Raw genomic sequence first — 16,215 nt, 5'->3', positions numbered from 1 at the left:
CATATACCCTTTTTAACGAGTCCTAAACCATAATAAGGTGATATTCTGCTCCCTTTTTTAAAAATAGGGAATTTACTGACTGGAACGAAAATGTTTGATTTCTATGTTCTTAAAGAAAGACGTTCCTCCTTGGGAAAAAAGTGTAATTCCTTGGTCGTTGTGACGAGGAAACACCTCGCTAGAATGCACTGTTTTTCCATCATCAATAAAGACTTCAATACTTGTTTTATCTACCAATATCTTCAAATGAACATTTTTCTTGCCTGCATCAAAGTAATCGCGGCTTTCCACATATTTTTTGCTTTGATCAGGCTGATTACTATAGCTTCTATTCACATATGAGACGTTATCTTTTGCAAAAACCCCGACATCAATGTGCCGCTTTTGATCTGCGGACTCTCGAAGTCGTAAGCCTACATTTTCTGCATCTGACCATGAAATATCTGTATCAAGCTGATAAGATTCACCTTTTACCTTTAACTTTTTCTCTCCGTTTACTTCTACTTGCTTGAGAGAATTTGTTGAATCAGTTAGCTGATTTAATTCTTCGACAGGCTTTGATAACAGGCTGTACTGATCGTCGTCTTGTTTTAAAAGCGTAATTTCACGGGTTATTGAATCGAATCCGTTAAACCCATCTTTCATCGTTGGTGTCTTATCTGGATAATCCCAGTTGTTCATCCATGCAAAAGCGTAGCGTTTTTCTAAAGAATCCTCATTTTTACCGTCTTTAAACGTGACTGCTCCGTACCAATCAAAACCATGATCTAGCCATTGCGGCTCATCCATATCGGGAGTGAATGTTGTTCCATCGTAATTTCCTGTCCAATAAGCATAGGTGTTTGGCTTTCCGCTTTCTTTTCCATTTGCACTTGTCCCGAGAACCCACTTAACTGTCCCGTCATCCGCCTTCATTTGAAAAAGATCTGGACATTCTGTAATGCCAATATCTTTAGTGACAAGTCCTCCCGTATACGTCCAATCCTTTAGATTAGAAGATTCATAAAATCCGATTTTTTCACCTTCTGACATGACGAGAACCCACTTATCATGTTCATTATCCCATATTACTTTGGGATCTCGAAAATCTTTGGTGCCTGGATTAGGCATGATAGGATTTTTGCTATATGATTTAAAGGTTTTTCCTCTATCGGTGCTATACCATAAATACTGTTCTTGCTTTTGTCCATCAGCAGAAGGCTGGGTCATAATCGCTACAATTGCGCCTTTACCAAAACCTGCTGTGTTCTCTTTATCTTCTACAACGGATCCGGACCATATATCGCCATTTTTATTTGTATACTTTGGAATAGCTACTCCTTTATCTTTCCAATGAACCAAATCTTTAGACGTTGCATGTCGCCATTCCGTCCCGTTCCCTTTAGGGTAATCATGATTGTATAAGTAATAGTAATGATACTCTCCGTCAAAATAAATGGGCTTTTGAGGATCATTTTTCCATTTATCAGGCGTGCTAAAATGATACACCGGGCGATAAGTGGATTCACTTTTATTTCCTTTTTCTTTTCCTCGATCTTTTGTATCCTCTTTTTTGGATACGCCTGCTATAATGAGTCCGGCTATTACAACTAAAAGAACGGCAAGCGTTATCCATTTATAAGCACCTTTTTTCTTCAAACAAACCCCGCCTTTCTCTTTTTTGTCTACATCGAATAAAACAAAAGAAAATGGTGATTACAATCACCATTTTCTTTTGTTGCTATTGCAAAGGGCTTAGTCTTCATCCACTGTTAACTGACCTTGTTCAAGAACGCTATCTTTTACAACAGATGTTTTTGAACCGTCAATATTTACTAAGAAGCTTGGTGCAAATGTAGAGTGGTTGTCTTCATAAAAGCCTCTGTTTGTCATGTAGCTTGTAATAACAACATTATTACCTTTTGTTTGCGGTACGGCAAAGTGAGAATACGTAAATGTTTTATCATTAGGATCTAAATCCATATGAAGAACTAATCCCGTATCATTTAAAGGCTTATATTTTCCTGTTAACGTATTTGAAACATAGCCTAGCATATACACATCATCTTGTCCGATTCCATCAATCGTCATTTTAGATCCGCGAGAATCAGTGAACAAGTACCATTTTCCATCTTTTTTGAAAATGTTTGCACGTTCAATTTCGTCTGTAACTGTATTTGATGTGATAAGCGGCTTCATTACTTTTTTGAGCGTATAGTCATCATTTAACTCAATAATGCCCAAAGCCCCGTTTGCTAAAGAAGCTTTTTCTTTATTAGATCCTTCAAGAAGCTTTTTCTTTTCAGATTGGAAGAAAGGATTGTTTCCTCCGTAGTATGCTCTGTTATATAGAGAGTCTTCGCCTTGATAGCCATCTTCTGTTCCAGTGTTAGCTTCGAAAACAAGGTACTTATGTCCATTGTCTTCTATGTAATGAGGATCTCTTAGCGTATGGTTATCCCCTGTGTCATAACCGCCTTCATCAATAAACTGCTGAACCGTTTGATAAATCTTTCCGTCACCATCAAAGATTGACTTGTAATCTTCTACTCCGTCAACTTTTAACGTATTATCGTTTGGCTGAGACATGTTCACTTGAGCTGTCGTTAACGTTTGTTTTCCGTATTGTTTACCTGAATAATCCGTGTAGAATAAACGAACTTTACCATCTTTCGTTAATGTGGCAGAACCAGACCATTCTTGTGTTTGATTTTTAAGGTGCGGGTCATTCGGAACGAATTTATCGCTGTCTTTAAACACTCTTCCAGCGTTTTTCCAGCTGGCAATCGATTTGTCTCCAGCTTTTTTATAGAAAAGATAAACAGACGTGTCATTCGAATCTTTTGGATCACCTGCTAGGGCAAACACAATTTGATATCCATGATAAGTCGCCACTGTTCCGTCAGCATTTTGTAATGGCCAGCTGTCCCATACATCTAAGTCAATTGTATTTCCCGATGCATCTTTTCCCTTAGCAGAAGCAATGTTTTTAATAGTTGATTCGTCAAAAGCAGGAACTTTAAACTGATCACTGTTTTGCTGCTGTGGAATTTTCACCATATTATCGCGAGTAATATGCGAAATTCCGTAGCTGTTATTAAAGTCTTTGCTGTCGTTTCCTTTAGCAAATGTTTGGTATCCCCCGCCTACTAGTAGGGCTGCAGCCAATGTAGCAGCAGTTGTATGCTTAGCAACTCGTTTCATTTTCATATGTTTTCTCCTTTTGGGTTAGTAAAGAATATAAATTTATTAATTCAATTAGCTATTAAAAATCCGAAAACAGAACCGGTTCCGTTCAACCAAAAGATTACTTGGATAAATGACGAAAGTCAAACGTGCCAAATGTAGCTATTTCTCATTTTCATCTTTTTCATTGAGCTGTAACTAGGACCAAAGTTTACGTGCAAGAGACTTTTTATGTAACCGTTTTTCAAAAAAAGGGTACGACTTTTTTTACATTCCAAACTACGTTTTCCAGCCGTTGCGTTTTATACTCTTTACACGATTAAATACTCTATCTTTCTAGCATTGAAAGCGCTATTCCGTTTTTTTATGCTTTCCAATCATTTTGTTTTCATCAATATCTTGAAAAATCAGTACTCTTTTTTATTATTCGGACATGAAAACGTTCTATTTTTTTTCCTTTCTGGAGATTAGGATGATGCTAATAAAGGTCTAAAGTATGTTTTCTGAAAAAAATATTCCTTCTTTTTACCTACATATTTTTATCTTTTTTAATGCATCATACGCCATCCCTTCTTATAAAAGAGGGAGCGTATGATGCATCTTTTTAATATTAAGAGTCTAAGCCAGTTGCTTTTCCTTCACGGCTGGAATCAGCTGCTCCAAATAAACGGCCGTTTTCTTTATCAATTTGAATACCTTGAACATTTCCGATTGGGAATGGCTCATCTCCAAAATTAAACCCCATGGCTTCTAGCTCTCCTTTGGCATTCATATCCACTCCGGCTTCCCAACCGATAAGTGATCCTGTACTATTAAAAATTCTTGGTTCTTCAATCGCTTCTTTTATATCCATTCCATAGTCTAAGACATTCATAAGCGTTTGGAACACAGAGCCTACAATGGTTGGTCCGCCCGGAGACCCTAAAGTGAGTACAGGTTCACTGTCTTTAAAAACGATGGTTGGGCTTTTACAGCTAACCGGACGCTTTCCTGCATCCGCTTGGTTTAGCCCTCCAGGAATAGCATCAAAATCAGTAAGCTCGTTGTTGAGTAAAAATCCATGGTCTTTAACCATAATTCCTGTACCAAAAGGATGTTCCACAGTTGATGTACAAGCGACAATATTGCCCCAGCGGTCAACTACCGTGAAGTGAGTTGTTTCACTAAGCTCACGTTCAGGTTCATAAGGCTGACGCACAACGTTCACTTTTTGGCCTTTCTCATAATCCCACGGGTTGCCAAAATCAACTTTCTCATTTTTATGCTTCCAATTAATTAATTTTTGACGTTCCTTTATATATTCGTCATTTAAAAGCCCTTTTAATGGAATGTCACTGTAGGCTGGATCTCCAGAGAATGCAATTTTATCTGAAAATGCAATGCGCATAGCTTCTGCAAACAAATAATACTTTTCCCACGATTTCACGTCGTACTGAGACACATCGAAGTTCTCTAATAGCTTTAAAATTTGCAGCACCGTAGCTCCTCCTGCACTAGGCATGTTGGAAGAAGCAATTCGGTATCCTTTATAATCTCCCCACACGGGTTCATCAATCTTAATCTGGTATTCTTTCAAATCTGACAGTTCCATAAAACCGCCGTGCTCTTTTATCGTTGAAATAATGGCTTCTGCAATTTCACCTTCATAAAAAGCCTCGATACCTTTTTCTTGAAGAATGCGGAATGTTTTAGCAAGATCTTTTTTATTAATCATATCTCCTTCTTGCATAGGCTTGCCGTTTGGAGAATATAGCTGCTTAGCATGTTCTCCTAGTCGATAGGCATATGTTTTTAAAATATCTCCAAGCACCCAGTTTGTTTCCACACCCGCTTCTGCTGCTTTGGCAGCCGGTTCAATTAATTCAGCAAGGGGTTTTGTTCCATACTCTTTACGAGCTGCTTCCATCGCCTTTAAAATCCCTGGAATTCCAATTGCCGTTGCATGAGTAGAACGCTTTCTAAACGGAATAACTTCTTTATTTTCATCAAGAAACATTTCAGGATAAGCTGCTTTAGGAGCCTGAGAATGTCCGTCAAAAATTTTAGTTGTTTTGCTTTCATTGTGGTATACCATAAAAAAGCCGCTGCCTCCAATACCGGTCATCATCGGTTCTCCAACGTTGAGCCCAAACTGAACGGCAATTGCTGCATCAATTGCATTACCTCCAGCTCTTAGTACCTGTTCTCCGGCGTCGGTTGCAATTGGATGGGCACTGGCTACCATTCCTGTTTTTCCAACGGCTGTTTCTCTTCTATATGAACTCTTTCCTGAACGAGATAAACTTTTGCCATTAATCATCTTTTACGACCTCCTAGTTACTTACTTTATCTGGGATATTGGTAAAATACCCTATTGCTTTTGGGATAAAACTGTTTAAATTTGTATTGATTACTTTACCTAGACCGATATCCCTAGCGTATTTTAAGCCCTTTGAAATCTATAAAACAGAAAAAGCGCCAAACCGTTTTATTTAAAGAACAGGGTTGGCGCTTTTTGCGTTTTCTAACGTTTATACACTTTTATACTTGTACCGAAGCTACTTCATTATTTACATTCAGCAGGGTATAAAGCTCTTGAAGCCTTCCTATTTCATAGGTTGAATTCCAATTTGTATCATTCTTTTTTTCCTGAGGATTAAACCAGCACGTATCAATACCGGCTAGCTGCCCGCCTTGAATGTCTGCACTCAAAGAATCTCCAACAATTAATGTTTCATGTACGGACAGCTCTTTTATACGTGAAAAAACATAATCAAAATATTCCTTCATAGGTTTTTGAAAGCCCGTATCTTCTGAAACAAATACTTCTTTAAAATAAGGATATAGACCTGAGTCCTGAAGGCGCTTATATTGAGTAGCCGATACGCCATTTGTAACAACATATAATTCATAGTGACAGCTCAGTTTTTTAATTACCTCAATTGCTCCGTCAATTAGCTGATGGCCATTGTTCAAATACGTTCGGTACTCTGCTTCAAGCAGCTTTCCGTCTTTCTCTATTCCATATTCTTTACATAGAGTAGAAAAGCGAGTATTTACAACTTGCTCACGGCTTATTTTATTTTCTTCAAAAGCTGTCCATAACCCCTGGTTTATCAAACTATAACGTTTTTTGCTTTCATCAGTCAGCGGAATATTGTGGTTAGCAAAAAGAAGCTGTAAAGCCTGCTCTTCGGCTGCGTTAAAATCTAAAAGCGTATTATCAATGTCAAATAGAAGCGTTCTGTATGTTTTCATTCTTCTCTCTCCCCTTCAACTAATCTATTGCTTTTTCTACTCGTATATATTGTCGTTTGCTAGACAGCTCAGTTTTTCTTTATCTTTGAGAATAATAGAGCCTTTCTGTTTTTCAATAACTCCTTGCGCTACAAATTTCTGAAGAACACGATTTAAATGCCGGTAAGTCGTTCCGATTAAATTGGCTATATCTTTTAGGCTTTCTGTTTTTTGATCCATAACCAAATGTGATTCTTCACAAAAAATAGAGAGCAAGTAGCTAGCCAGCCGCACTTCAACTGGGTACATTAAATTAAAGCTGAGCGAGTTCGATTTTGCGCAAAACTTTTTTGTGAGCATTTCCAGTAAAAACGTCAGCAGCTGTGGATCATCGCTCGCATGCTGTTTTAATTGTTTGTATGGTATACCAATTACAACTAAAGGTGAAACGGCTTCAACCGTATTCATAATATCAACATCCTGTACATACTCAATATCGCCTATCACTTCAAGGGGCTGTTTAAAGGAAAGAACAAGCGTCTTGCCTTCGGGCGATATGGTATAAACTTTAACCTTGCCTTTCACCAGTATGTACAAACAATGAGACGCATCTCCTTGAGAACAAAGACGTTCTCCTGCCTCCACATCATACAGTGACAAATGCGGTAGTAAGTCTTTCTTGAAAACTGACTCTAATTTATAAGTATTTATATACTCCAGCAGTTGTTTCTCACTCGTAATTTCCCTCATGTTTTCCTCTCCATCATAACGGTTTCTTTTTATTAAACAATAACACTTCCCAAAATAAAAAGGACATATGTCCCGAATAAAATTTTAATTTTTACGTTATGTTCATAGATCCCTTTCAAAAGAAATATATACACAAAAAAGACTCTAGCTCGTTGGCTTAGAGTCTTTTTGTTAAACGCTCTTGTTCTTTCTGGCGTATCCAACGTAAATAAAGACGCCAATCAGCATCCAGCCGATTGAGTACATCCACGTTACCATTGATAAGTTAAACATAAGAAAGATACAGCAAAGAATAGCAAGAATCGGAATGAATGGCACAAAAGGTACTTTGAAACCGCGCTTTAAATTAGGCTGAGTTTTTCGCAGAGCCAAAATTGAAAATGAAACGGCAGCAAACGTAACAATCGCTAGCATATTTGCTAAATCCGCCAGCTGTTTTAAATCAACAAAACCAGCTACGATCGCGCCTAACGCCCCCACAAGCCATGTAGATATGACAGGCTCGCTATTTTTTCGGTTCACTTTCGCAAAAAGAGACGGCAATAATCCATCATGGCTCATTGACATCAGTATGCGGGGCACAACAAACAAATAAGCAAACACGACGGCCATTATACCAATAACTGCTCCTATAGATACAATAAGCGCTGCCCATTCTTGTCCAACGCTATTGAGCGCATATGATAACGCATCGCCCACGTTTAGCTCTTTATAAGGAACCATCCCTGTTAATACTAATGCAATGACTACGTAAATGACTGCACAAACACTCAGTGCAATCAAAATACCTAGCGGCAAGTTTCTTTGCGGATTTTTCACTTCTTCTGCCGAAGTAGAAATGGCATCAAATCCGTTATAAGCGAAAAAGACGGAAGCTGCGCCTGCAAAGATCCCTTTCACACCAAAAGGAGTAAATGGGTGCCAGTTATTTGTATGAATAAAAAAGACGCCGACGGCTACAAATAAAAGAACAATACCTATCTTGATTAAAACCATTAAGTTATTTATTTTTTTACTTTCTTTTACCCCTCTTGTTAATAAAAACGACATGCACAGCACAATAAATACTGCCGGAAGGTTAATGATACCTCCGTCGCTCGGTATGGCGGTTAACGATTCAGGAAGTCTAATACCAAACTCAGTAAGCACATTATTTATGTAAGAAGACCATCCGCCTGCTACAGACGCTAAAGACACCGTATAGCATCCTACAATGGACCACCCTATTAAATGCGCTACAAATTTTCCTAATGAAACATATATGTATGTATATGCGCCTCCTGAACTTGGAACAGCTGAACCAAATTCTGCATAGCACAACGCAACAAGAATACAGGCTATTGCAGAAATAATAAATGAAACGGAGACCGAGGGCCCTGCATCCCTGGCGGCAACTAGTCCTGCTATAACCAGAACTCCTGTCCCAATGGTTGCTCCTACTCCCATCAAAATAACATCAAATAACCCTAGTGTCTTAGTTGATTCTTTTGCTGCATTTTCCTCTAACAGCTTATTAACATCTTTTTTTGCAAACAGATTACTCATGATGACTAACCTCTCTTCATCTCATTACGAATGACTACTTTATAGTGGTAGATCTTTCTATATATGTAACAGTGAATTATTTTACTACATTTAATTTTCTGTGTAAAATAATTTAGTCTTTGAACTTTTTAATGATTAAAATAAAATCACTAATAATGTTTTCTATCACACCATTATGATGTACCCGAACAGACTAAAAACATGCGTTAACACCTTTCTCAAAATTAGCTTCATTCATAATTGCTTTTGTACTATACTAAAGAAAAACTTCATAGGAGCAACGTAAAAGATGAACTTATTTTATTTTCTAAAGGGGTTAGTGATCGGTTTTTCCGTTGCTGCTCCCGTCGGTCCCATTGGTATTTTATGCATCAATCGCACGTTATCTAAAGGGCGATTACACGGGTTTGTATCCGGGCTGGGAGCAGCTACAGCAGATGCTCTTTATGGATGCATCGCTGCGTTTGGCCTAACGTTCATTACAACCTTTTTATTAACCCAAAAGATTTGGCTTCAGCTGATTGGGGGATTATTTTTATGCTATTTAGGTGTACAAACTTTTCGTTCTCAGCCTGCAGAGCACGCTGCTGCTGCTAAAGGAGAAGGGTTGCTTCGTTCGTATACATCCGTTCTCTTTTTAACGGTTACGAATCCAATGACGATCTTATTTTTTATTGGCGTGTTTTCTGGTGTAGGCATTAGTAAATCAGCATTTGATGTTGCTTCTGCGCTGACAATGGTTGCAGGCGTATTTTTAGGATCGGCCTGCTGGTGGCTTTCGCTCAGTTTTGCTATTAGTCTTGCCCGGTCGAAGTTTACGAATAACAGCTTGATCTGGGTAAATCGTATTTCGGGAGCGGTGGTACTGACTTTCGGGATATTTGCGTTATACAAGTTGCTATAAAAAGTCACTTGTCTCCTTTTCTGGGGACAAGTGACTTTTTTAATAGAAAAGAATAATCTTAAAAAATACCCTAAACGCTGTGTTTTCTGTATAATAGATAAATAGAAAAACAGAAAAAGTATAAAAAATGCTTGAAAACTACATACTCAATCAATAGTCTTCAAACATAATAAGGGGAAATAAAGCATGACCATTCTTCTCGTAGATGACAATCAAGTCAATCTATTTGTGATTGAAAAAATTCTAAAAGGCGCTGGCTACGATAACTGTGTGTCTCTTACGTCTGCCCATGCGCTTTTTGACTATCTTAACCTGGACGATGAGAACTCAAAAACGAATTCGGTCGATTTGATTTTACTTGATATTATGATGCCCGAAATTGATGGAATCGAAGCCTGCAGGCGAATTCAACAGGTAGAACGCTTAAAACATATTCCAATTATCTTTGTCACAGCCCTAGAAGACAGCAGCAAATTAGTAGAAGCTCTAGACGCTGGCGGAACAGATTACGTCACAAAGCCGATTAATAAAGTGGAACTGCTGGCTCGTATGCGGGTAGCCTTACGCCTTAAAGCAGAAATTGACTGGCACACGGAACATGAAAAGAAAATTCAAACTGAGTTAGATTTAGCTACGCACGTACAGCAAAACTTACTCAGCCCCCCTTTACGAGAGAAAGATATTCAAATGGAAGTTTCATATTATCCTTCTTTTAAATTAGCGGGTGATATGTACTATTGGCACAAAATTGACGAGCACCGGTACGGTATTATTCTTTTTGATATGATGGGGCACGGCATCTCTGCCTCGCTTGTTTGTATGTTTATTTCGTCTGTGCTCAGAGAAGCTATCAAGTCCCTCATAGACCCTGAGCAGGTTATTACAGAGTTGAATCGCTACATGGAATTATTGCACAGCGAAAAAGATGAAATTCCTTACTATTTCACTGCTATTTATTTAGTGATTGATACGGAAGCTAAGACAGTAGAATATGTGAATGCCGGGCACCCAGAAGGTTATATGTTAGTGGATGAACATACGCTCGTTCCTCTTCAACGAGGAAGCTGCCCTGTAGGGTTTTTTGAAGAAATGGACGTTCAGAAATCTGTTGTCAGCTTTGAGAACGATGTGCAAATTTTGCTATTTACAGACGGAGCTCTTGAATCGATGGGCCCTTGCGAAAATGAATCTGCTCTTCGTCTTCAACAACTTACTGAACAAAAATGGACAAATCCGCAGGCATTTATGAATGAAATTTTCTCAGAAGAACAAAAGTTAAATCAGCCTGATGACATGTGCGTGCTTATGATTCAAGCACAAGCATAATAAAAAAGACCTCACAATGAGGTCTTTTTTTATTGCTTTTGATAGATGCGCTCGTTCCCTGCAAACTCAATATAAGAAGCTGCTCCCTCAGCAAAGCGAAGCGTTTCTTTATCGCCAAGCCCAAGAAACCCTTTTACACACAGGCTTTCTGAAAATAAATTATACACTTGATTTTGCAGCTGAGCTGTAAAATAAATAAGGACGTTTCGGCAAATGATGACGTGAAATTCATTAAATGACTGATCCGTGACTAAATTATGCTGAGCAAAGATAATATTTTTTAACAGCGACGGATGAAAATATGCATAGTGATGATCCGTTTGATAATATTCCGAGAAGGCATTCTTTCCCCCGGCTTGAATATAATTTTTTGTATATGACTTCATTTTACGTAAAGAAAAGGCGCCTTGTTTTGCTTTTTCTAATACATCTTCGTTCATATCGGTTGCGTAAATGACCGTTTTATCCATTAACCCTTCTTCTTCTAAAAGAATCGCCATAGAAAATACCTCTTCGCCCGTTGCACAGCCAGCGTGCCAAATGCGAATTTCCGGATAATCCTTTAATACCGGAATCACTTTTGTGCGAAATGCTTTAAAAAAGCTTGGATCGCGAAACATCTCTGTTACATTTATTGAAAAATCATTTAAAAGCTGATTCATAAATTCTTCTTCGTGAATCGCTTTTTCTAACAATCGAGACACGGTTGGAATACGTTCAATTTTCATTCGATTATAGACTCGGCGACAAATAGAAGATTTAGCGTACTGTCTGAAATCGAATCCCGTTAATCGATAAATAGCCGTCAGCAGTAAATCGATCTCTAAATCTGTTTTTTTATTCATAACTAAGTCTTCACTTAAATCTAGGTGCTTCATATCCATTTATGTTTCATACCCCGCTTAATTTACTAGCCATACACGCATAACGGAGAACAGCTGATTTAAATCTAAAGGTTTACTGATATAATCTGAAGCTCCAGCTTCCAAGCATTTTTCACGATCGTTTTTCATCGCTTTAGCGGTTAATGCAATAATAGGCAAATCAACGAGCTTTAGCTCTCCTCTAATTTTCTGCATGGCTTCATATCCATCCATTTGCGGCATCATAATATCCATTAAAATGAGATCAAATGGTTCACTATTTTCCATAATTTCAAGACACTCTATTCCGTTATGAGCTGTCATAATGGTCATACCTTGTTTAGCTAGCGCAGTTTTTAAGGCAAAGATGTTGCGCTGGTCATCATCTACGATGAGCACTCGCTTATCTTGAAACACATTTTCACCATCTTGCAGTGAAGATTCAACTGGTTGTACAGGATGATCAATTTCAGTTATTTCTGCTTCAGGTTCAGCTTCTTCTACAGATACCGCTACTTCTTCATATGCAAAATTCACTTTTTCATAGTCAATAAGACCATTAGAGAGGCTAGGAAGGTATAGCGTAAACGTACTTCCTTTTCCTACTTCACTGCTTAGAGAAATCCAGCCGCCCAATAATTTTGCAAACTCACTGCAAATAGATAAGCCAAGTCCCGTTCCTCCGTACTTGCGGACCGTAGCTCCATCTGCCTGCTGAAACGCTTCAAAGATAAGCTGATGCTTTTCTTTTGGTATACCAATCCCTGTATCAGCTACAGCTATTTCTAGCCAGCAATCCGTATCAACTGTACGCATAGCTGTTGTAAGACGATGGTCAGCTACTCGTTGAATGGATACTGTGACAGATCCCGATTCTGTAAATTTAAATGCATTTGATAAAAGATTTTTCACAATTTGCTGGAATCTCTTTTCATCTGTGTGAATGATGTCCGGTACATCTTGTGCTTTATTAATTTTCAATTGTACGTTTTTCTGTTCAGCAACGTGGCTGAAATTACGTTCGATTTGATCTGGAAGCTCACTCATATTCATCTCAGCTAGTAAAATATCTAGTTTTCCAGACTCTACTTTTGATAAATCCAAGATATCGTTGATTAACGCGAGCAAGTCTTTTCCTGAAGAATGAATAATACGAGCGTATTCTTCTTCATCTTCAGATAGCGTTTTAGCTGCGTTTTCCTCAAGCATTTCAGACAGAATAAGAATGCTGTTAAGTGGTGTTCGAAGCTCATGCGACATATTAGCAAGAAATTCAGATTTATATTGAGAATTCAACTCCAGCTGATGCGCTTTTTCTTCTAAATCTTCTTTTGCAGCCTCTAATTCAAACGATTTTTCTTCTGCGTCTTTTGTTCTTTCTTCTAGCTGTTCATTAATCATACGCAGCTCTTCAGACTGCATTTGCAGTTCTTCTGATTGTGTTTGAAGTTCTTCAGACTGAGCTTGGAGCTCTTCTGTCATCGCCTGAGATTCTTTTAATAGACGAGCAATTTCCATACGTCTAATTACGCCATTGATAGTGAGACCAAACGTTTCAATCACTTGACTAATAAGTTCTTGCTCTAAAACTGTAAACTCGTGCAGCGATGCAAGCTCGATAACAGCAATTACTTCATCTTCAAACAAGACGGGTACAATAAAAATACTCTTAGGTTTTACGTCTCCTAATCCTGAAGTAATGAGCTGGTACGTGTCAGGTACATCGTTTATGACAAAGGTTCTTTTCTCTAAAGCAGCTTGTCCAATGAGCCCTTCGCCTATCAAAAAGCTCTCTCTTCCCGCGTCGCCTTTTCTATCTGCAAAAGCAGCTTGTTTGACGAATAAGTTTCCTTTATCATTTTCCTCTCGAACATAAAATGCTCCGAAAGAAGCTTGTGTCATTTCTGAAACCGTAAAGAGAAATTTTTCCGCAAGCTTGTCTACAGATGCTATGCCTTGGTACATCGTTACAGCATGAGCAATGTTCGTTTGAAGCCAGTTTCGCTCTTCAATATTTTCTAACAACGCGTTCGTGGCTAGCCCTAAATCTTTAATTTCATCATTAGATCGAACTTTAATTCTTCCTTTTAGCTCGCCTTTTGAAGCCGTAATTCGTTTGATCGTTTGCGTAACTTCTTTAATCGTATTCACAATAGAATTAGACAACACAATAGCGATAGCAAGTGAAATAAGCGTAACGAATAACAGCAAACCGTAAAGTCCAATTTTAATTTTTTGATTTTTCTCGTCTAACTCTGTTGCTCTTGTTTCAGTCGATTTTTTCTCTACATTTCTAAAAGAAGTAAACTGGCTGCGTATATCGTCCATATACTGGCGCCCAGGATCTTTCTCAAAAAATTGCTGAAGCTCTTTTGTATTATTTTCTTTTTTTAATGCAATGGTCGGTTCACCAGCAGCTTCAATCCAGTCTTGAATACTTCCTTTAATCTTCTCCAGTTTCTCCTGCTGATTTGGATTATTATTTAGAAGCTGATACAGCGCATTATAATCTTTTTCCCAACTTGTTGCTGCACTGTTATAAGGTTCTAAGTAACTCGCTTCTCCTGTAATAATATAGCCTCTTTGTCCTGTTTCCATATCAAGCAGGTGCTTTTCAATTCGATTGGTCAGATCATGGACTTCAATATCATGATCAATGATAAAATTTCGCTCTTTTTGCAAAGATGAAATTTGACTGTTTAAAACAATAAATGCAATAAATAAACAGACAATAACAATTAAATATCCAATAATAATTTTGGATTTGATGCCAAACCTCATTTTCTTTTCCATAATGTTCCTACTTTCATTCTAGATATTCTTCTAGAAGCATTCGAAAAACATGTTTATTTTTGCCGCTGGACAATTTCACTTTCAGTACACACTCTCCACTCCATCTTCCTTTGCTTGATAAGGCTTCTCTCTTTTTCCTATCAAGTCAACATTCCTATTATACACTCTATTTTTGTACAGAAGAATATTTATTGTGCAAGAGGTGAAGATTAATTCCCCAATTAGAAATTGACGTTTTAAAACGCCATATAAAGATAAGCCCATGCCTGTACAGGCATGGGCTTATCTCATAATATATTTGTACACAATAAGGTAATGAAAAGTAATTTATGCTTTGGGGAATCACATAAATTATGACAACATAGGTATAAATACTTATATGCAAAATGCAAAGCATTCATTAATTGAATTGTACTTGGATAGTAGAAAACATTGCCACTTTTTTTAATTTAAATATATTTTTTAAACTTACATATCTACTTGCTGTACTTTTTATCTCGAGCTCTTTAACATTGCCAAAATCTCTGCGGAGCTCGCAACTCTTTTATTTTGAAGCGTTTCAGCAAGATGTGATACTTTATAAAGTGTTTCCATGCTTTCAATCGGATATTTCCCAGCTGCTGTTTCAGCAGAAAGCATCACTGCATTCGTGCCGTCCAGTACTGCCTGAAACACATCCGTCACCTCGGCTCTTGTAGGAATTGCGCTGCTCACCATTGATTGAAGCATTTGTGTCGCGGTGATCACATATTTATCGTGCAAGCTGCATTCATGAATTAATATTTTTTGGAGCAAAGGAATCCATTCATACGGTAGCTCTACCCCTAAATCTCCTCGTGCAATCATAATTCCATCGCCTTCTTCACATATTTGCTTGAAATTTTCTATAGCTTCCATTGTTTCCACTTTCGCAATCAGCTTTGGTGCATTTAGATGTTTTAAATGGATAAAATCTTTAATGTCTTTTAAATGTTCAGGGGTTCTTACGAACGAACAAGCAAGAAAATCTACTTTTTCTTTCAATAAGAATACGATGTCTTTTTTGTCTTTTTCAGTAATGGCCGGCAAACCGACGCGAGCACCTGGCAAATTCACGCCTTTATGAGACGAAATAGATCCGCCCTTTTTTACCTTTGTGACAAGTGTATCTTCTTCTACTCCTTCAACAGCCAGTTCTACTTGACCGTCATTGATTAAGATTTTGCTTCCTGTTTGAACATCCTTCACGATACTCTTATAGTCAACGCTGGCTCCTTTTTCATTTCCTGACATCTGCTCTGTATATAAAATAAAAGATGCGCCTTCTTTTAACACTATTTCTTTTGACTTTATCACTCCAAGTCTAATTTTAGGACCTTGTAAATCTCCTAAAATTTGAATAGAGGAATTTAAAGATCTTAACGTATCTATAATTGTTTTATGACTTTCATGCGACCCATGAGATAAATTCAGCCGAGCAATTGTCATTCCTTTTTCCAACAGTCTCTCTAGTACATCTTTCTTATTACTAACAGGTCCGATTGTACAGATTCTATCGATTGCCACTGCCTTTCACCATCCTTTTAATGTAGGATGCCCATTTCCATAAAAGAGATAAGCTTTATACAAAAATAGGTATATCACCACAAAAAAATGCCTCTTAGTCAATAACTT

At 37.8% G+C, this 16,215-nt stretch carries 11 protein-coding genes; 2 read left to right on the top strand and 9 right to left on the bottom strand.

All coding sequences use genetic code 11. From position 1 onward, the window contains the following. Positions 1-72: 72 nt before the first annotated feature. From NST66_RS06370 to NST66_RS06345, 6 genes are all read right to left on the bottom strand, one after another. Positions 73-1,638 carry a glycoside hydrolase family 32 protein gene (locus NST66_RS06370; RefSeq protein WP_340843206.1) on the bottom strand — a complete coding sequence of 522 codons (1,566 nt, stop codon included), beginning with the start codon at positions 1,636-1,638 and terminating at the stop codon, positions 73-75. A gap of 96 nt (positions 1,639-1,734) precedes the next feature. Further along, a complete protein-coding gene (locus NST66_RS06365) occupies positions 1,735-3,189 on the bottom strand; it encodes a glycoside hydrolase family 68 protein (RefSeq protein ID WP_033578498.1) in 1,455 nt (484 codons plus the stop codon). Positions 3,190-3,775: 586 nt separating this feature from the next. Then, a complete protein-coding gene (gene ggt / locus NST66_RS06360; RefSeq protein ID WP_033578497.1) occupies positions 3,776-5,464 on the bottom strand; it encodes a gamma-glutamyltransferase in 1,689 nt (562 codons plus the stop codon). Positions 5,465-5,685: 221 nt separating this feature from the next. Beyond that, complete coding sequence (locus tag NST66_RS06355) at positions 5,686-6,402, bottom strand: YjjG family noncanonical pyrimidine nucleotidase (RefSeq protein WP_033578496.1); 717 nt, start codon at positions 6,400-6,402, stop codon at positions 5,686-5,688. 36 nt (positions 6,403-6,438) lie between these two features. Beyond that, positions 6,439-7,131, bottom strand: coding sequence for a Crp/Fnr family transcriptional regulator (locus tag NST66_RS06350; RefSeq protein ID WP_154991518.1), 693 nt, complete (start codon positions 7,129-7,131; stop codon positions 6,439-6,441). 171 nt (positions 7,132-7,302) lie between these two features. After that, positions 7,303-8,676, bottom strand: a complete 1,374-nt coding sequence (locus tag NST66_RS06345) for an amino acid permease (protein ID WP_154991519.1) — start codon at positions 8,674-8,676, stop codon at positions 7,303-7,305. A 289-nt stretch (positions 8,677-8,965) separates the two neighbouring features. On the opposite strand from NST66_RS06345, the gene NST66_RS06340 reads away from it, so the two are divergent. Then, positions 8,966-9,580 (top strand): LysE family translocator, encoded by a 615-nt coding sequence (locus tag NST66_RS06340; protein ID WP_028413960.1) that lies wholly within the window; start codon positions 8,966-8,968, stop codon positions 9,578-9,580. A 186-nt stretch (positions 9,581-9,766) separates the two neighbouring features. Next, positions 9,767-10,906, top strand: coding sequence for a SpoIIE family protein phosphatase (locus tag NST66_RS06335; RefSeq protein ID WP_028413961.1), 1,140 nt, complete (start codon positions 9,767-9,769; stop codon positions 10,904-10,906). A 29-nt stretch (positions 10,907-10,935) separates the two neighbouring features. On the opposite strand, the gene NST66_RS06330 is transcribed toward NST66_RS06335, so the two are convergent. The 3 genes from NST66_RS06330 to NST66_RS06320 form a co-directional block, all read right to left on the bottom strand. Further along, complete coding sequence (locus NST66_RS06330; protein WP_028413962.1) at positions 10,936-11,790, bottom strand: CheR family methyltransferase; 855 nt, start codon at positions 11,788-11,790, stop codon at positions 10,936-10,938. Positions 11,791-11,808: 18 nt separating this feature from the next. Then, a complete protein-coding gene (locus NST66_RS06325) occupies positions 11,809-14,562 on the bottom strand; it encodes a CHASE3 domain-containing protein (RefSeq protein WP_033578493.1) in 2,754 nt (917 codons plus the stop codon). Positions 14,563-15,054: 492 nt separating this feature from the next. Further along, on the bottom strand, positions 15,055-16,107 hold the full coding sequence (locus NST66_RS06320; protein ID WP_033578492.1) for a pyruvate kinase: 1,053 nt from the start codon (positions 16,105-16,107) through the stop codon (positions 15,055-15,057). Positions 16,108-16,215 lie beyond the last annotated feature (108 nt).

This window comes from Priestia sp. FSL W8-0524, assembly GCF_038005965.1.
GTDB classification, from domain to species: Bacteria; Bacillota; Bacilli; order Bacillales; family Bacillaceae_H; genus Priestia; species Priestia zanthoxyli.
This window is presented reverse-complemented; position numbering and strand designations above follow the sequence as displayed.